This is a genomic window from Pseudomonas bananamidigenes, from assembly GCF_001679645.1.
In the GTDB taxonomy this organism is placed as follows: domain Bacteria; phylum Pseudomonadota; class Gammaproteobacteria; order Pseudomonadales; family Pseudomonadaceae; genus Aquipseudomonas; species Aquipseudomonas bananamidigenes.
On the sequence record NZ_LRUN01000028.1, the window covers coordinates 12,922 to 30,526 of the forward strand.

The 17,605-nt window shown below is 63.6% G+C and carries 14 protein-coding genes and 1 pseudogene; all 15 read left to right on the forward strand.

Annotated elements, in window-relative coordinates:
- The first annotated feature begins 26 nt into the window (after window positions 1-26).
- The 15 genes and pseudogenes from pilG to madM all read left to right on the forward strand — a co-directional run bounded on the left by pilG (window position 27) and on the right by madM (window position 17,448).
- Complete coding sequence (pilG, locus tag BBF94_RS10545; RefSeq protein ID WP_065258976.1) at window positions 27-431, forward strand: twitching motility response regulator PilG; 405 nt, start codon at window positions 27-29, stop codon at window positions 429-431.
- A gap of 61 nt (window positions 432-492) precedes the next feature.
- The gene (pilH, locus tag BBF94_RS10550; RefSeq protein ID WP_065258988.1) at window positions 493-858 is read left to right on the forward strand and encodes a twitching motility response regulator PilH; all 366 of its coding nucleotides are present in this window, start codon (window positions 493-495) and stop codon (window positions 856-858) included.
- A gap of 10 nt (window positions 859-868) precedes the next feature.
- Window positions 869-1,408 (forward strand): chemotaxis protein CheW, encoded by a 540-nt coding sequence (locus BBF94_RS10555; protein ID WP_065258977.1) that lies wholly within the window; start codon window positions 869-871, stop codon window positions 1,406-1,408.
- A gap of 13 nt (window positions 1,409-1,421) precedes the next feature.
- On the forward strand, window positions 1,422-3,482 hold the full coding sequence (locus tag BBF94_RS10560; RefSeq protein ID WP_065258978.1) for a methyl-accepting chemotaxis protein: 2,061 nt from the start codon (window positions 1,422-1,424) through the stop codon (window positions 3,480-3,482).
- Window positions 3,483-3,517: 35 nt separating this feature from the next.
- Entirely contained in the window at window positions 3,518-9,433 is a 5,916-nt protein-coding gene (locus BBF94_RS10565) for an Hpt domain-containing protein (protein WP_065258979.1), read from the forward strand.
- Window positions 9,426-9,893 carry a chemotaxis protein CheW gene (locus tag BBF94_RS10570; RefSeq protein WP_065258980.1) on the forward strand — a complete coding sequence of 156 codons (468 nt, stop codon included), beginning with the start codon at window positions 9,426-9,428 and terminating at the stop codon, window positions 9,891-9,893. Before BBF94_RS10565 ends, BBF94_RS10570 begins: the two co-directional genes overlap by 8 nt.
- A 314-nt stretch (window positions 9,894-10,207) precedes the next feature.
- A complete protein-coding gene (gene mdcA / locus BBF94_RS10575) occupies window positions 10,208-11,878 on the forward strand; it encodes a malonate decarboxylase subunit alpha (protein WP_065258981.1) in 1,671 nt (556 codons plus the stop codon).
- Window positions 11,878-12,750, forward strand: a complete 873-nt coding sequence (locus tag BBF94_RS10580; protein ID WP_065258982.1) for a triphosphoribosyl-dephospho-CoA synthase — start codon at window positions 11,878-11,880, stop codon at window positions 12,748-12,750. Before mdcA ends, BBF94_RS10580 begins: the two co-directional genes overlap by 1 nt.
- On the forward strand, window positions 12,750-13,049 hold the full coding sequence (locus BBF94_RS10585) for a malonate decarboxylase subunit delta (RefSeq protein WP_003229075.1): 300 nt from the start codon (window positions 12,750-12,752) through the stop codon (window positions 13,047-13,049). The genes BBF94_RS10580 and BBF94_RS10585 overlap by 1 nt, the downstream gene beginning before the upstream one ends.
- Window positions 13,042-13,892, forward strand: a pseudogene (locus BBF94_RS10590) (biotin-independent malonate decarboxylase subunit beta). The gene BBF94_RS10585 and the pseudogene BBF94_RS10590 overlap by 8 nt, the downstream one beginning before the upstream one ends.
- Entirely contained in the window at window positions 13,889-14,674 is a 786-nt protein-coding gene (gene mdcE / locus BBF94_RS10595; protein ID WP_065258983.1) for a biotin-independent malonate decarboxylase subunit gamma, read from the forward strand. Before BBF94_RS10590 ends, mdcE begins: the two are co-directional and overlap by 4 nt.
- Window positions 14,668-15,288, forward strand: a complete 621-nt coding sequence (locus tag BBF94_RS10600) for a malonate decarboxylase holo-ACP synthase (RefSeq protein WP_065258984.1) — start codon at window positions 14,668-14,670, stop codon at window positions 15,286-15,288. The genes mdcE and BBF94_RS10600 overlap by 7 nt, the downstream gene beginning before the upstream one ends.
- The gene (gene mdcH, locus BBF94_RS10605) at window positions 15,285-16,205 is read left to right on the forward strand and encodes a malonate decarboxylase subunit epsilon (protein ID WP_065258985.1); all 921 of its coding nucleotides are present in this window, start codon (window positions 15,285-15,287) and stop codon (window positions 16,203-16,205) included. The genes BBF94_RS10600 and mdcH overlap by 4 nt, the downstream gene beginning before the upstream one ends.
- 60 nt (window positions 16,206-16,265) lie before the next feature.
- Entirely contained in the window at window positions 16,266-16,682 is a 417-nt protein-coding gene (madL, locus tag BBF94_RS10610; RefSeq protein ID WP_065258986.1) for a malonate transporter subunit MadL, read from the forward strand.
- A 1-nt stretch (window position 16,683) separates the two neighbouring features.
- Window positions 16,684-17,448, forward strand: a complete 765-nt coding sequence (madM, locus tag BBF94_RS10615) for a malonate transporter subunit MadM (protein WP_065258987.1) — start codon at window positions 16,684-16,686, stop codon at window positions 17,446-17,448.
- Window positions 17,449-17,605: the final 157 nt, after the last annotated feature.

Consider the following 17,605-nt stretch of genomic DNA (forward strand, 5'->3'; position numbering starts at 1 on the left):
CGCAAAGGCGACGGTAGAGCCCCCTTATGGAACAGCAGTCCAGCGCCTTGAAGGTCATGGTGATCGACGACTCGAAAACGATTCGTCGCACCGCCGAGACCCTGCTGAAAAATGCAGGGTGCGAAGTCATCACCGCAATCGACGGTTTCGACGCCCTGGCGAAGATTGCCGACCACCACCCCGGGATCATTTTTGTCGACATCATGATGCCGCGTCTGGATGGTTATCAGACCTGCGCTTTAATCAAGAACAACAGTGCTTTCAAGGCCACGCCGGTGATCATGCTGTCGTCCCGCGACGGGCTGTTCGACAAGGCCAAGGGGCGGATTGTCGGCTCCGATCAATTTTTGACCAAGCCTTTCAGCAAGGAAGAGCTGCTCGACGCGATTGCGGCCCATGTTCCGGGCTTTGCCGCTGATTTGCCGCAGTAAGACACGCACAGTGACGCTCGGCCAGCGGGCCCGGTGTCGACAAGAAAAAATGGGGAAGACCATGGCACGTATTCTGATCGTCGATGATTCGCCGACCGAAATGTACAAACTGACCGGCATGCTGGAAAAGCACGGCCATGAAGTGTTGAAAGCCGAAAACGGCGCCGACGGCGTGGCCCTGGCCCGTCAGGAAAAACCCGATGCCGTGTTGATGGACATCGTCATGCCCGGCCTCAACGGTTTCCAGGCAACCCGTCAACTGACCAAGGACGCTGAAACCAGCCACATCCCGGTCATCATCATTACCACCAAGGATCAGGAAACCGACAAGGTCTGGGGGACTCGCCAGGGCGCCAGGGATTACCTGACCAAGCCGGTCGAGGAAGACATGCTGATCAAGACCCTGAACGGCGTGCTGGCCGGTTGATCGCGCCGTCATGAGCGAGTCGCTGACCGCGTTCGAACTGTTGTGGCAGATCGATCAGCGCTGTCGCCTGCTGGCGGCAGACCTGCCGTCGCAACCGGCGCGCCAGGATCGCTGGAGCGGCATCGGCTTTCGCCTCGGCGAGCACTGGTACGTCGCGCCGATGGGCGAAGTCAGCGAAGTCCTGCCCGAACCGCGTTTCACCCCGATGCCGGGGGTGAAGCCCTGGGTCAAGGGTGTGGCCAATCTGCGCGGGCGGTTGTTGCCGATTCTGGATCTGTGCGGATTTTTCGGGCATGAGCTGTCGCCGATGCGCAAGCAGCGGCGGGTGCTGGTGGTGGAGCATCGGGACGTTTTCGCCGGCGTGCTGGTCGATGAGGTCTTCGGTCTGCAGCATTTCGAGCAGGACAGTTTCGAACCCCTCTCGATCAGGAAGCGGCAGGGCTCCAAGGGCGAGTTCGTCAAAGGGTATTTCCGGCGCGAGCAGAACTGGCGGGTGTTCAGCCTGTTTGCGCTGGCGCAGTCACCGAGTTTCATGCACGTCGCGGTTTAACAGGCGAGGACCGATGATCAAAGCAAAAACCAGCAAGCCCGCAGAAGGCTCGCGCAGCCGCTCGCAGATCATCGTGCTGTTCATCGCGCTGATCGTGTTCATCATGCTGCTGTTCGCCAACTTCGCTTACCTCAACACCCAGGCCAACTACGACAAACAGTACATCGGCCACGCCGGTGAGCTGCGGGTGCTGTCGCAGCGGATCGCCAAGAACGCCACTGAAGCCGCCGCCGGCAAGGCTGCCGCGTTCAAGTTGCTCAGTGATGCGCGCAATGATTTCGCCCAGCGCTGGGGTTACCTGAAGAAGGGCGACCCGGCCACCGGGCTGCCGCCGGCACCGTCCACCGTACGCCCGGAAATGCGCGCCGTGCAGCTGGACTGGGAACGCCTGCTGAAAAACACCGACGCCATCCTCTCCAGCGAACAGACCGTACTGTCCTTGCATCAGGTGGCCGCAACCCTGGCCGAAACCGTTCCGCAGTTGCAGATCGAATACGAGAAAGTCGTCGAGATCCTTTTGCAGCGCGGCGCCCCGGCAGCGCAGGTAGCGATGGCCCAGCGTCAGTCGCTGCTGGCCGAACGGATTCTCGGCGCAGTGAATACCGTGCTCTCCGGCGACGAAAACTCGCAGCAGGCCGCCGATGCCTTCGGCCGTGACGCCACGCGCTTCGGCCAGGTGCTCAACGGCATGCTGCAAGGCAACCCGACGCTGAAGATCAGCCAGGTCGAGGACCGCGACGCCCGTGCCCGCCTGAGCGAGATTTCCGAGCTGTTCCAGTTCGTTTCGGGTTCGGTGGATGAAATCCTCGAAACCTCGCCGGAGCTGTTCAAGGTCCGCGAGTCCGCCACCAATATCTTCAGCCTGTCGCAGACCCTGCTCGACGAAGCCTCGCACCTGGCCAGCGGTTTCGAGAACCTCGCCGGCGGGCGCAGCACCGATACCATCGGCGGCTACGTGCTGGGGTTGCTGGCGCTGGCGTCGATCATCCTGATCGGCATGGTCATGGTCCGGGAAACCAACCGTCAGTTGCGCGAGACTGCCGAGAAGAACGAGCGCAACCAGAACGCGATCATGCGCCTGCTCGATGAAATCGAAGACCTCGCCGATGGCGACCTGACCGTGACCGCCTCGGTGACCGAAGACTTCACCGGAACCATCGCCGACTCGATCAACTACTCCGTCGATCAATTGCGTGATCTGGTGGCGACCATCAACCTCACCGCCGGCCAGGTCGCCGCAGCGGTGCAGGAAACCCAGGCCACCGCCATGCACCTGGCCCAGGCCTCGGAGCATCAGGCCCAGCAGATTTCCGAAGCCTCGACCGCGATCAACGACATGGCCCAGTCCATCGATCAGGTGTCGGCCAACGCCGCCGAATCCTCGGCGGTGGCCGAGCGCTCGGTGGAAATCGCCAACAAGGGCAACGAGGTGGTGCACAACACCATCCACGGCATGGACAACATTCGCGAGCAGATCCAGGACACCGCCAAACGCATCAAGCGCCTGGGCGAGTCATCCCAGGAAATCGGCGACATCGTCAGCCTGATCGACGACATTGCCGACCAGACCAACATCCTCGCCCTCAATGCGGCGATCCAGGCGTCGATGGCCGGCGATGCCGGGCGCGGGTTTGCGGTGGTTGCCGATGAGGTTCAGCGACTGGCCGAACGTTCGTCTGCCGCGACCCGACAGATCGAGACGCTGGTGCGGGCGATCCAGACCGACACCAACGAAGCCGTGATTTCCATGGAACAGACCACCACCGAAGTGGTGCGCGGCGCGCGGCTGGCGCAGGATGCCGGTGTGGCCCTGGAAGAAATCGAAGGCGTGTCCAAGACCCTCGCGGCACTGATCCAGAGCATTTCCAACGCGGCGCAGCAGCAGACGTCTTCGGCCGGGCAGATTTCCCTGACGATGAACGTGATCCAGCAGATCACCTCGCAGACGTCGTCCGGCTCCACGGCCACTGCCGAAAGCATCGGTAACCTGGCGAAAATGGCCAGTCAGTTGCGGCGTTCGGTATCCGGGTTCACCTTGCCGGCGGCGGCAGCACCCGCTACGGGCAAGGCGTGAGGCCAGCAGGCGAGATCATGTCGAGCGGAGTGGTTATGGGTGACCGGCACGACTACGTGGCCCTCGAATGGATCAAGGGCGAAATTGCCGAAACGCTGAAGCAGGCGCACCAGGCCATCGAAGCCGTGCTCGACGATCCGCAGTCGGTGCCCGGTCTGGACGAGTGCCTGGCGTGCATCCATCAGGTCCACGGCAGTCTGCAGATGGTCGAGTTCTACGGTGCGGCACTGCTCGCCGAGGAAATGGAGCATCTGGTCGAAGCCCTGCAGAACGACCGCGTCAGCCACCGTGATGAAGCCTTGCACCTGCTGTTGCAGGCCTTCGGCCAATTGCCCGCCTACCTCGAGCGCGTGCAAGGCGCCCGCCGTGATTTGCCGCTGGTGGTGTTGCCGTTGATCAACGATCTGCGCAGCGCCCGGGGCGAAAGCCTGTTGTCCGAGACCAGCCTGTTCAGCCCGCAATTGCCGGAACTGGCGCCGCTGAGCCGGCAGGCGCTGGCCCTGCTGGAACCTGCCGAGCTGTCCAGCGTGCTGCGCAAGTTGCGGCAGATGTTGCAGATGGCGTTGGTGGGACTGTTGCGCGAGCAGGACGATCAGACTCACCTCGGCTACCTCGGCAAGGTTTTCGCTCGCCTGGAAGCCTTGAGCGGCGAGGCTCCGTTGAGCCCGTTGTGGCAGGTCGCCTCGGCGCTGGTCGAAGGCATGCGCGAAGGCCGGATCGCCAACAGCCCGGCCCTGCGCAGTCTGTTCAAGGACGCCGACAAGGAGCTCAAGCGCCTGCTCGAACAAGGCATGGCCGGTCTCAACCAGCCACCGCCTCCCGAGCTTTTGAAAAGCCTGCTGTTCTACATTGCCAAAGCCGAACATCCCACCGGGCAGATGCTGACCATGAAAGATCGCTACTCCCTGGACGACGCGTTGCCTGACAGCGCGATGGTCGACGAAGAACGCGCCCGCCTGGCCGGGCCTGACCGCGATGCCATGCGCTCGGTGCTCGCGGCGTTGTGCGAAGAACTGGTGCGGGTCAAGGAACGTCTCGACCTGTTCGTGCGCAGCGACCGTCAGCACGCCTCGGATCTGGACAGCCTGCTGGCGCCGCTGCGGCAGATTGCCGACACCCTGGCGGTGCTCGGTTTCGGTCAGCCGCGCAGGGTCATCATCGATCAACTGGCGGTGGTACTCAGTCTTGCCCAGGGCCAGCGCGAGCCGAACGACGCCACACTGATGGACGTGGCCGGTGCCTTGCTTTACGTCGAAGCGACCCTGGCCGGTATGGTCGGCACGGTGGAACCGGAGAGCCCGGAAGACTCGCGACTGCCGACCACCGACCTGACGCAGATCCATCAGATTGTGATCAAGGAGGCGCGCATCTGCCTGCAACAGGCCAAGGACATGATCGTCGACTACATCGACGCCGATTGGGATCGCCAGCAACTGCAAGACTTGCCGGCGCTGTTGACCCAGGTGCGCGGTGCGCTGGCAATGATCCCGCTGGCCCGTGCGGCCGGCCTGCTGGAAGCCTGCAACGGTTTCATCCGCGAGCATCTGCTGCTCGACCCGCACGAGCCGGGCTGGCAACAACTGGACCACCTCGCCGATGTCATCACCGGTATCGAGTATTACCTTGAACGCCTGAGCGACGATCCGCTGGCCTGCGGCGAGCCATTGCTGGACGTCGCGCAGAAAAGCCTGGCGCGTCTCGGCTACTTTCCTGACGAGCCGCCGAGTGAACGGCATGTACCCGTGCTCGACGACGTGCTCAGCCCCGGCGAAGCGCTGGTGATGCAGGACCTGCAGGAACTCGATGACCCCGGCATCGTGAAGTCGTTGGCCGATGTGCTGGCCAGTCCGGTCTCGGCGGTCAACCCGCCGGCACTGACCACGCCAGGCAGCCTGTTGCCGCCGCCGCCCGATGAAGAGCCGGTGGACGACGAATTGCGTGAAGTGTTTCTCGAAGAAACCGAGGAAGTGCTCGATGTCCTGCGCGACTACCTGCCGCGCTGGACCGCCGATCCGCAGGACCGCGCAGCGTTGAGTGAACTGCGCCGGGCATTCCACACCCTCAAGGGCAGCGGGCGCATGGTCCGGGCACTGGTGCTCGGCGAGCTGGCCTGGGCCGTGGAGAACCTGCTCAACCGGGTGCTGGAACACAGCGTCGAGCCTGGCCCGGCCGTGCAACAGTTACTGACTGATACGTTGCTGATGCTGCCGGACCTGATCGCCGAATTCGCCATCAACGGTCAACGTCAGCGCCAGGATGTCGATCACCTGGCGGCGCGGGCTCACGCCCTGGCCAGGGGCGAGGTGCCGTTGCCCGCCGAGGACGTGGAAGACGTAGCGGCACTCGATCCGCTGTTGCTGGAGATTTTCCGCAACGAAGCCGAAACCCACCTCGCCAGCCTCAACCGCTTCCTCGATCAGGCCGCCGAGCATGTGCCGCTGCAGGCCAGCGATGAACTGCAACGAGCGCTGCACACGCTCAAGGGCAGCGCCTCGATGGCCGGTGTCGTGCCGATTGCCGAACTGGCGGCGCCGCTGGACAAACTGGCCCGGGAGTTCAAGGCCCATCAACTGGCGCTGGACCTGGATGAAGTGGAATTGCTGCTGGAAGCCGAAGGTCTGCTCCGCGTCGGCCTGCGCCAGCTCAAGCTTGATCCACTGGCGCCGATTGTCGGTGCGCAATCGCTGATCAAGCGCACTGAAACCCTGCTGGGTGAACGTCTCGAATCCATCCTCAACGCGCCGAACAACAGCCTGCGGGTCAAGCGCGATCCGCAACTGATCAACAACTTTCTGGCCCAGGGCATGGACATCCTGCTCGACGCCGAAAACCTCTTGCAGCGCTGGCAGCAACATCCTGGCGAGCGTCAGGAACTCAGTGCGTTGCTGGATGAGCTGACGACCCTCGGCGAGGCTGCGCACCTGGCAGACCTGTTGCCGGTGGATGTGCTGTGCGAAGCCTTGCTCGACCTGTATGGCGCCGTGGAAGAAAGCAGTCTGGCGGTCAGCGAGCGGTTCTTTCTTGAGGCCCAGCACGCCCACGAAGCGCTGATCAACATGCTCGACGAACTGGCCGCCGGCCAGGAAATCACCCCGCAACCCCAGCGTATCCGTGCACTGCACGAACTGCTGGACGAAAGCCTCGACCCGTCGGCCATGGGCCTGATTCGCAGTGACGGCAGTCGCACCCTGAGCATTCATGAGCTGGGCAGTGCTACCGCCGAGCTGCAAAAGAACGTCGGCGGACCCGGTGCGGATGACGAGATCGTCGAGATCTTCCTCGAAGAGGCGGTGGACATTCTCGACAGCGCCGGACAAGCCTTGCAGCGCTGGTTGCATGACCCGGAAAACGGTGCCCCGCTGTCATCGCTGCAACGGGACCTGCACACTCTCAAGGGCGGTGCACGAATGGCCGAGGTGGAGGCCGTCGGTGACCTGGCCCAGGAGCTGGAAAGCCTTTACGAAGGTCTGGTGGATCGCCGCTACAGCCACAGCGACGCCTTGGGCCGGCTGTTGTTGCAGAGCCATGAGCGCCTGGCGTTGTACCTCGATCAACTGCATGACCAGCAGCCGCTGAAGCCGGCACAAGCGCTGATCGACGCGATCCGTCAGTTCCGTCAGGGCCTCTCGGGCACTTGCGAGACGCCTTCGGAGGCCGCCAGCCATGACGGCGCCGGACACGACCCGGAACTGCTGGAGATCTTCCTCGAAGAAGGTTTCGACATCATCGAAAGCTCCGGCGCCGCGCTGCTGCGCTGGCAGGCCGAGCCCGGCAACCGCCAGGAAGTGGAAACCCTGCTGCGGGATTTGCACACCCTCAAGGGCGGTGCGCGGATGGTGGAAATCGGCCCCATCGGCGACCTCGCCCATGAGCTGGAATACCTGTACGAAAGCCTGTCCTCAGGCACCCTGCAAAGCAGCGCCGAACTGTTTGCCCTGTTGCAGCGCGGCCATGACCGCCTGGCGCAGATGCTGGATGCGGTGCGCGCCGGCCAGCCATGCCCGCCGGCAGATCGACTGATCGGCGCGATCCAGAACTTCAGCCATCCGGCGCCGGTGGAGCCCCCCGCGCCGATTTTACCGGCGCCGGTGAAGAGCGAGCCTGCCGCGCCCGCTGCCGAGGTCGGCGCGGATATGGTCAAAGTCTCCGCCGAATTGCTCGATGAGCTGGTCAACCTTGCCGGGGAGACCTCGATTTTCCGTGGGCGCATCGAGCAGCAGGTCAGCGATGCGCAGATCGCCCTGAACGAGATGGAAACCACCCTCGAGCGCATGCGTGATCAGTTGCGCCGCCTCGACACCGAAACCCAGGGGCGGATTCTCAGCCGTCAGCAAGTGGACGCCGAGCGCCTGGGCTACGAAGAGTTCGACCCGCTGGAAATGGATCGTCATTCGCAGTTGCAACAGTTGTCCCGGGCGCTGTCCGAATCCGCCTCCGACCTGCTCGATCTCAAGGAAACCCTCGACCGTCGCACCCACGACGCCGAGAATCTGTTGCAGCAGCAGGGCCGGATCAATACCGGGTTGCAGGAAGGCCTGATGCGCACGCGCATGGTGCCGTTCGAGCGCATGTTGCCGCGGCTCAAGCGCATCGTCCGTCAGGTCGCCGAAGAACTGCACAAGGACGTGGCGTTTACCGTGGGCAACGCCGAAGGCGAGATGGATCGCAACGTGCTTGAGCGCATGGCCGCGCCGCTGGAGCACATGCTGCGCAATGCCGTCGACCACGGTCTGGAACCTGCCGATGTGCGCCTTGCGGCGGGCAAACCGGCGCAAGGTCAGATCTCCCTCGATCTGACCCGCGAGGGCAGCGACATCGTTTTCGACATCCGTGACGACGGCGCCGGGGTGCCGCTGGACGCGGTGCGGCGCAAGGCCATCAAGCGCGGATTGCTGGCGCCAGACGCGCAGATCAGTGACCGTGATGTGTTGCAGTTCATCCTTCAGCCGGGGTTTTCCACCGCCGAGAAAATCACCCAGATTTCCGGACGTGGCGTGGGCATGGACGTGGTCCATGAAGAAGTGCGGCAACTGGGCGGCACCATGAGCATCGACTCCGTGCCGGGGCGCGGTGTGCATTTCCGTATCCGCCTGCCGTTCACCGTCTCGGTCAACCGCGCACTGATGGTGCAGAGTGGCGAGGATCAGTACGCCATTCCGCTGAACACCATCGACGGCATCGTCCGTGTCTTGCCGAATGAACTGGACGGGTATTTCCGCCTTGATCCACCGACGTACGAATACGGTGGTCAGCGTCATGAACTGGTTTATCTGGGCGAATTGCTGAAAACCGCGCCACGGCCGAAACTGATCGGCCAGAGCCTGCCGCTGCCGGTATTGCTGGTGCAGTGCAACGACCGGCACATCGCGGTTCAGGTCGACGCCATGGCCGGCACCCGGGAAATCGTGGTCAAGAGCCTCGGCCCGCAGTTTGCGGCGGTGCAGGGCGTGTCCGGGGCGACGATCCTCGGCGATGGCCGGGTGGTGCTTATTCTCGACCTGCTGGCGCCGATCCGCGCAATGCAGGCACGATTGCCGCAGCGTCCGGCCAGTCACGAGATCGACAGCGAACCGCAGAAGCCGCTGCTGGTGCTGGTGGTCGACGACTCGGTGACCGTGCGCAAGGTCACCAGCCGTCTGCTCGAACGCCACGGCATGAACGTACTCACCGCCAAGGACGGAGTGGATGCGATGTTGCTGCTGGAAGAGCATATGCCGGACCTGATGCTGCTCGACATCGAAATGCCGCGCATGGACGGCTTCGAAGTGGCGACCCGGGTACGTCAGGATGAGCGCCTGCAACACCTGCCGATCATCATGATCACCTCGCGCACCGGCCAGAAACACCGCGATCGCGCCATGGCCATCGGCGTCAACGACTACCTTGGCAAGCCGTACCAGGAGTCGGTGCTGCTCGAAAGCATTGCCCGTTGGAGCAAAAAACATGCATGAGCGGCCTCACAACCCACACAGCAGCCAGCTCACGGGACTGCTGCTGCCGCTGGCGGATCGCAATCTGATCCTGCCCAACGTGGCCGTCGCCGAGCTGATCGACTACCAGGCCAGCGCCTTCGACCTCGATACGCCGCCTTGGTATCTGGGCCGGGTGACCTGGCGTGAACGGCAGATTCCACTGCTGAGTTTCGAGTCGGCGTGCGGCAACAAGATCGTCATCGGCGAACGGGCGCGGATCGTCATCCTCAACGCCCTCGGCGGATTGCCGAATTTGCGCTTCATCGCTCTGCTGGTGCAGGGGATTCCGCGCTCGTACAAGCTCGACAGTCAGTTGAGTTACGTCGACGTGCCGTTGTGCGCGCTGGAGCAGGCGGCGGTGCAGGTCGGGGAGCAGGTGGCGAAGGTGCCGGATTTGCTGGGGTTGGAGAAGTTGTTGGTGGATGCGGGGCTGGTTTGATTTTCGCTTGAATTTTGCGTTGTCCTATCCCCCTCACCCCAGCCCTCTCCCCCAGGAGAGGGAGCCGACCGCGGTGTCTCGCATTATCCATCGACCTGAAAGAACCAGTCGATTATGGATTCGCTGCAAATCGTTCATTTCGGCGTAATTATCGAACATTCCCCAATCGGTCCCCTCTCCCCCCGGGAGAGGGCTAGGGTGAGGGCGCTCTTGATCGTTACTCCAGGCGTAACGATCACGCGCCGCGCTTGATTGATGCCCCCCACCCGACACTCCTAAGGTAGCTCCACGACAGCGAACCCCGTGGAGTGAGCATGACAACAACAATATCCCCCGACTCGCGCTGGACGCGGCGGCGCGACGAGAAGCAGCGGCGCCTCGACAAGGTGCGCGGGCTGGCCGACGGTGCGGTGTTGCCCACCGACCGGATCGTCGCGGCGCTCGAGGCGCTGATCCTGCCCGGCGACCGGGTGGTGCTGGAGGGCAACAATCAGAAGCAGGCAGATTTCCTCTCGCGCTCCCTGGTCAAGGCCGATCCTGAAAAGCTCCACGACCTGCACATGATCATGCCCAGCGTCGGACGCTCCGAGCACCTCGATCTGTTCGAACGCGGCATCGCCCGCAAGCTCGATTTCTCCTTCGCCGGCACCCAGAGCCTGCGCATCAGCCAGTTGCTCGAAGACGGCCTGCTGGAAGTCGGCGCGATCCATACCTACATCGAACTCTACGCCCGGCTGGTGGTGGACCTGATCCCCAATGTCGTGCTCTCGGCCGGATTCATGGCCGACCGGGCCGGCAACATCTATACCGGCCCGAGCACCGAAGACACCCCGGCATTGATCGAACCGGCAGCGTTCAGCGACGGCATTGTCATCGTTCAGGTCAATCAACTGGTGGACGACGTCAGCGAACTGCCTCGCGTGGACATCCCGGCATCGTGGGTGGATTTCGTGGTGGTGGCGGACAAGCCGTTCTACATCGAGCCGCTGTTCACTCGCGACCCGCGTCACATCAAGCCTGTGCATGTGCTGATGGCGATGATGGCGATCCGCGGGATCTATGAAAAACACAACGTCCAGTCGCTGAACCACGGCATCGGTTTCAACACCGCCGCCATCGAATTGATCCTGCCGACCTACGGCGAGTCCCTCGGCCTCAAGGGCAAGATCTGCCGCAACTGGACGTTGAACCCGCACCCGACCCTGATCCCCGCCATCGAAAGCGGCTGGGTCGAAAGTGTGCATTGCTTCGGCACTGAGCTGGGGATGGAAAACTACATCGCCGCCCGACCGGATGTTTTCTTTACCGGACATGACGGCTCGCTGCGTTCCAACCGGATGTTCTGCCAACTGGCCGGGCAATACGCGGTGGACCTGTTCATCGGCGCGACCCTGCAAGTCGATGGCGACGGCCATTCATCCACCGTCACGCGTGGCCGACTCGCCGGTTTCGGCGGCGCGCCGAACATGGGCCACGACCCGCGCGGCCGTCGTCACGGCACCCCGGCGTGGCTCGACATGCGCCATGACGATTCGCAACAGCCGATGCTTGAACGCGGCAAGAAACTCGTTGTGCAGATGGTCGAGACCTTCCAGGAGGGCGGCAAACCGACCTTTGTCGAAACCCTCGACGCGGTTGAGGTGGCGAAGAAAAGCGGCATGCCGCTGGCGCCGATCATGATCTACGGCGACGACGTCACTCACTTGCTGACCGAAGAGGGCATCGCCTACCTGTACAAGGCGCGCTCGCTGGAAGAGCGTCAGGCAATGATCGCGGCGGTGGCCGGCGTCACCGCCATCGGCCTGCGCCACCACCCGAAAGACACCGAACGCATGCGCCGCGAAGGGCTGATCGCCTTGCCCGAAGACCTCGGCATTCGCCGTACCGACGCCACCCGCGAGTGGCTGGCGGCGAAGAGCGTGGCCGATCTGGTCGAGTGGTCCGGCGGCCTCTACAACCCGCCCGCCAGGTTCAGGAGTTGGTAATGCACGCACTCAATCTGCAACCGAAAGCCATCACCCTCGCCGAGCGCCTGGCGGATCTGGCCGTGGATGCGCTGATCGATGAAGCCGACCTGTCGCCGAAACCGGCACTGGTCGACCGACGCGGCAACGGTGCGCACACCGATCTGCACCTGGGATTGATGCATGCCTCGGCGCTGGCGCTGTGGCCGGCATTCAAGGAAATGGCCGAGGCCGCGCTTGAATTCGGCGAGATCGGCTTTCCGTTGCGCGAAGCCATCGGTCGCATCGGACGGGAAGGCGAGCAAGCGATGCTCGCCACCACCCACGGCGTAAACACCCATCGCGGGGCGATCTGGGCGTTGGGCCTGCTGGTTACGGCTGCTGCGCTGGACACGAAATCCAACGGTACCAGCGCCGTCACCTTGCGCGCCGCACGCCTGGCGTTGCTCGATGATCGTCATGCACCGCGCCCGCTGAGCCATGGCGCGCAGGTCGCGCAACGTTATGGCGCTCGCGGTGCCCGGGAAGAAGCGCAACTCGGCTTCCCGTCGGTAGTGCAACGCGGCCTGCCGCAGCTCAAGCGCAGCCGCGCCGCCGGCCATGGCGAGCAGAACGCCCGACTGGATGCCTTGCTGGCGATCATGACCGACCTCGCCGACACCTGCGTGCTGTACCGCGCCGGCGAACCGGGCCTGCACGCCATGCAGCACGGTGCCCGGGCGGTACTCGATGCCGGTGGCAGCGCCAGCCTCACCGGTCGCCGCCGCCTGCACGAACTGGATCAACAACTCATCGCATTGAATGCCTCGCCCGGTGGCGCCGCCGACTTGCTCGCCGCCACGCTGTTGCTCGACCGGATCGAGCGCGACGGCCTCTTTCAGGGAGCGTTTTGATGGAAACCTTATCCTTTGAATTCCCCGCCGGGCAGCCGCCACGGGGGCGGGCGCTGGTGGGCTGTGTCGGTTCGGGCGATCTGGAAGTGCTGATCGAACCGGGTCTGGCCGGCAAGCTGACGATCAATGTGCAGACCTCGGTCAACGGCGCGCAGCAGCGCTGGCAACATCTGTTTGCGCGGATGTTCGACGGCACCACACCGCCGGCGATGGCCATCGATATCCACGATTTCGGCGCGACACCGGGTGTGGTGCGCCTGCGTCTGGAACAAGGCTTCGAGGAGATCGGCCATGACTGACACCTCGGCGCTTCTGCACAAACATTCGTTCGTTGAACTCGGCGCCCGACAACGGGCGAAAGCCTTGCTCGATACCGGCACGTTCCGCGAACTGCTGGACCCGTTTCAACGCGTCATGTCGCCATGGCTGGTACGTCAGGGCGTGGTGCCGCAGGCCGATGACGGCGTGGTGATCGCCAAGGGCAGCGTCGACGGTATGCCGGTGGTGATCGCCGCCATCGAGGGGGCGTTTCAGGGCGCAGTCTCGGTGAAGTCGGTGGCGCGAAGATTGCCGGCGCACTGGAACTGGCTGCCGAGGACAACCGCAAAGGCATCCCGACCCGCGCCATCCTGCTGTTGGAAACCGGCGGCGTGCGCTTGCAGGAAGCCAACCTCGGTCTGGCAGCGATTGCCGACATTCACGCGGCGATTGTCGATCTGCAGCAGTACCAACCGGTGGTGGGAGTGGTGGCCGGCAGCGTCGGCTGCTTTGGCGGCATGTCGATTGCCGCTGCGCTGTGCAGTTATTTGCTGGTGACGCAAGAAGCACGCCTCGGCCTCAACGGCCCGCAAGTGATCGAACAGGAAGCCGGGATCGAGGAATACGACTCCCGCGACCGGCCCTTCATCTGGAGCCTGACCGGTGGCGAGCAACGGTTTGTCAGTGGTCTGGTGGACCGTTATGTCGCCGATGACGTGGCGCAGATTCGCCATCAGGTCGATGAGCTGCTGCAACAAGGCTTGCCGACACAACCGCGCAGCCAGCGGGCCGAGTGGTTCCTGCAACGGCTGACGAGCCTGGACACTGACAAGCAAATCGAGCCTTCGGTGGTTCGCGATCTGTATCGAGGAGAGCGCTCATGAGTGGTTATTCCATGCGCGGTTTGAACTGGTTCAACGCCTTGAGCGCTGGCGCGAATGCCGTGGAAGGTTTGCCGCCCTCGCTGAAGGTCGCCGACGCGCCACTCGGGCGTTTTATCGCCGTGGTCGCCGATCCGCAAAACCGTTTCCCTCGCGCTCGCAACGGCGAAGTCGGTTTGCTCGAAGGCTGGGGGCTGGCCAAGGCTGTGGATGACGCGATCACCGCCGACCGTGACAAAACACCAAAGCGCCCATTGATTGCCATCGTCGATGTACCGAGCCAGGCCTATGGCCGCCGCGAAGAAGCCCTTGGCATTCATCAGGCCTTGGCCGGCGCGGCGGATGCCTACGCCCGAGCGCGTCTGGCCGGGCATCCGGTGATTGCACTGCTGGTGGGCAAGGCCATGTCCGGGGCGTTTCTCGCTCACGGGTACCAGGCCAACCGCTTGATCGCCCTGCGTGATCCGGGGGTGATGGTGCATGCGATGGGCAAGGCGTCGGCGGCTCGGGTCACCTTGCGCAGTGTCGAGGAACTGGAGGCCCTGGCGGCCAGCGTGCCGCCGATGGCCTACGACATCGAGAGCTACGCCAGCCTTGGACTGCTCTGGGAAACCCTGTCGGTGCAGCAGATCGATCAGCCGACGGTGGAGGATCTGGCGCGGGTGGCCGAGTGCCTGAAGCAGGCCATCGGCGATATCGGTGCGACGGATTTGAGCAGTCGTCTCGGCGCAAAAAATCGTGAAGCCTCCAGCCGCGTGCGTGAACTGCTGAGGGCGCAGTGGTGAACATGCCACTGGCCCACGATCTGCTGTGGGGCATGACGCCGGCGCAGTTGCCGGCGGATGCGCCGCAGTGGGCGATTGATTCGCTGGCTGCCGGGCAACCGGTGGTGGTGCGGCGGGCGCTGAGTGAAGACGGGTTCGTGGCGGTGGGCGTGCGCGGTCGGTTGCGCGAGCAGCGGCTGGCGGCGTTCATGCCTGTTGATTCGATTGCCTGTCGGGTCAGCCCCGAGGCGCTTTGTCATGTCGAGAGCGAACGTGATCTGCCGGTCATGCACGCGCTGCGGCAACTGCGACCGGTGCTCGATGATTGCGGTTGGATCTGGGGTGTCAGTGGCAGTGTCGGATTTGAATTGGCCAGCGGGTTTGCGGCGATGCACGGGACCAGTGATCTCGATCTCATCCTGCGGACACCGCAGCTCATCACCCGTAATCAGGCGCGCAAACTGGTGGCGGTTTTCGATCAGGCGATTTGTCGAGTGGATATGCAATTGCAGACACCGTTCGGCGCGGTGGCCCTGCGCGAATGGGCCGGAAACGCTTCGCGGGTGCTGCTGAAAAACGATTGTGACGCTCGTCTGGTCAGCGACCCGTGGAACCCCCAGGAGCAGGCCGCGTGAGCAGCCTGCTGGTGTTTCCCGGTCAGGGCGCGCAGCAGCCCGGCATGCTCCGGCGTTTGCCTGGGGAAACGTTGATCGAGGCCAGCGATTGGCTCGGTGAAGATGTCTTGCGGCTGGACTCCAGCGAGGCGTTGCGCAGCACCCGGGCGGTTCAGCTTTGCCTGCTGATCGCCGGCGTCGCTGCGTCGCGGCAGTTGTTGCAGGACGGTCTCACCGCCGATTACGTCGCCGGTCTGTCCATCGGTGCGTATCCGGCAGCGGTGGTTGCTGGCGCGTTGAGCTTCAGCGATGCGCTGCATCTGGTCAGCCTGCGCGGGCAGTTGATGCAACAGGCTTATCCACAGGGCTTCGGCATGACCGCGATCATCGGTCTGCAATTATCCACAGTCGAAACGCTGCTGGCGCAGGTGCATGGCGCAGATTCACCGGTGTACCTGGCCAATATCAACGCCGATAACCAGGTGGTGATTGCCGGCAGCGACAAGGCGATGCAGGCCGTTGCCGAGCTGGCGCGCAGTCATGGCGCCGGGGTGGCGAAACGTCTGGCGGTCAGCGTGCCGTCGCACTGCCCGTTGCTGGATGAGCCTGCGCAAACCCTCGCCGAAGCGTTCGCCAGCGTGGAATTGAAAACACCAGAAATCGCTTACCTGAGCGGCAGTCGCGCAAGGCCTGTGACCAAGGTAGAAGCGCTGCGCGACGACCTCGCCTTCAACATGTGCCGCGTGGTGGACTGGCGCGGCACCGTGCAAAGCGCCTATGAGCGCGGCGTGCGACTACAGATCGAACTGCCGCCCGGTGCGGTACTGACCGGGCTGGCGCGCCGGGTGTTCGAACAGGGGACCGTCACTGCCTTCGACAGTGCCCGGCTCGACACCCTGCAGGCGCTGCTGCGTGAAGAGGAGGGCCGCCGACCCTAGATCACTCAGGCTTCGAACAACAAAAACAACATTCGACGATGCACTTTGAGGACGACAACAATGATTATTTACGGTGTGGCGCTGCTGGCGATCTGTACGCTGGCAGGGGTGATCATGGGTGACCTGCTCGGCGTGTTGCTGGGGGTCAAATCCAATGTCGGCGGGGTCGGCATCGCCATGATCCTGTTGATCTGCGCGCGGCTGTGGATGCACAAACGCGGCGGCATGACCAAGGACTGCGAGATGGGCGTAGGCTTCTGGGGCGCCATGTACATTCCGGTGGTGGTGGCGATGGCCGCGCAACAGAACGTCGTCACCGCCCTGCACGGCGGTCCGGTGGCGGTGCTGGCGGCAATCGGTTCGGTGGTGGTCTGCGGCTGCACCATTGCCCTGATCAGCCGTACCCACAAGGGCGAGCCATTGCCCGACGAGCCGGCGGACATCTCCCCGGTCGGCACACCGGCAGGAGGTCGCTGATATGTGGGATCTCATTGAAAAAGGTCTGGAGCATAACGGTCTGATCACCGCCTTCGCCTTCGTCGGCGTGATCATGTGGGTGTCGGTAATCCTCTCCAGACGACTGACGTTCGGGCGGGTTCATGGCTCGGCGATTGCCATCGTCATCGGTCTGGTGCTGGCCTGGGTGGGCGGCACCATGACCGGCGGGCAGAAAGGCCTGGCGGATCTGTCGCTGTTCTCCGGCATCGGCCTGATGGGCGGCGCGATGCTGCGGGACTTCGCCATCGTCGCTACCGCGTTCGAGGTGCAGGCCACCGAAGCGAAAAAGGCCGGAATGATCGGGGCGGTCGCGCTGCTGCTGGGCACGATCCTGCCGTTCATTGTCGGCGCGTGCATGGCCTGGGCCTTCGGTTATCGCGATGCGGTGAGCATGACCACCATCGGCGCGGGCGCCGTGACCTATATCGTCGGCCCCGTGACCGGTGCTGCGATTGGTGCAACTTCGGATGTGATGGCGCTGTCGATTGCCACCGGGTTGATCAAGGCAATTCTGGTGATGGTCGGCACGCCGGTGGCGGCGCGTTGGATGGGGCTGGATAACCCGCGTTCGGCGATGGTGTTCGGCGGGCTGGCCGGGACGGTGAGCGGCGTGACGGCGGGGCTGGCGGCGACGGATCGGCGGTTGGTGCCTTACGGGGCGTTGACGGCGACGTTTCACACCGGGCTCGGGTGCCTGCTTGGGCCTTCGTTGCTGTTCTTCATCGTACGTGGAATTGTGGGTTAAAGATCAAAAGCTACCCCTCACCCCAACCCTCTCCCCCAAGGGGGCGAGGGGGAAAGGGAGCAGATCGGGGGCTTTTCAAATCTAAGTTCGACTCAGACATTTCAGGTCGATGTATCAAGCCCAAACACCTCACCCTAGCCCTCTCCCTCCGGGAGAG

Excerpts from the sequence above, each read along its gene's own strand:
- BBF94_RS10555 (WP_065258977.1), top strand. The coding sequence starts at position 869 with ATGAGCGAGTCGCTGACCGCGTTCGAACTGTTGTGGCAGATCGATCAG.
- BBF94_RS10570 (WP_065258980.1), top strand. The coding sequence starts at position 9,426 with ATGCATGAGCGGCCTCACAACCCACACAGCAGCCAGCTCACGGGACTG.
- BBF94_RS10565 (WP_065258979.1), top strand. The coding sequence starts at position 3,518 with ATGGGTGACCGGCACGACTACGTGGCCCTCGAATGGATCAAGGGCGAA.
- mdcE (WP_065258983.1), top strand. The coding sequence starts at position 13,889 with ATGAGTGGTTATTCCATGCGCGGTTTGAACTGGTTCAACGCCTTGAGC.
- BBF94_RS10580 (WP_065258982.1), top strand. The coding sequence starts at position 11,878 with ATGCACGCACTCAATCTGCAACCGAAAGCCATCACCCTCGCCGAGCGC.
- madL (WP_065258986.1), top strand. The coding sequence starts at position 16,266 with ATGATTATTTACGGTGTGGCGCTGCTGGCGATCTGTACGCTGGCAGGG.
- BBF94_RS10560 (WP_065258978.1), top strand. The coding sequence starts at position 1,422 with ATGATCAAAGCAAAAACCAGCAAGCCCGCAGAAGGCTCGCGCAGCCGC.
- madM (WP_065258987.1), top strand. The coding sequence starts at position 16,684 with ATGTGGGATCTCATTGAAAAAGGTCTGGAGCATAACGGTCTGATCACC.
- pilG (WP_065258976.1), top strand. The coding sequence starts at position 27 with ATGGAACAGCAGTCCAGCGCCTTGAAGGTCATGGTGATCGACGACTCG.
- mdcA (WP_065258981.1), top strand. The coding sequence starts at position 10,208 with ATGACAACAACAATATCCCCCGACTCGCGCTGGACGCGGCGGCGCGAC.
- pilH (WP_065258988.1), top strand. The coding sequence starts at position 493 with ATGGCACGTATTCTGATCGTCGATGATTCGCCGACCGAAATGTACAAA.
- BBF94_RS10585 (WP_003229075.1), top strand. The coding sequence starts at position 12,750 with ATGGAAACCTTATCCTTTGAATTCCCCGCCGGGCAGCCGCCACGGGGG.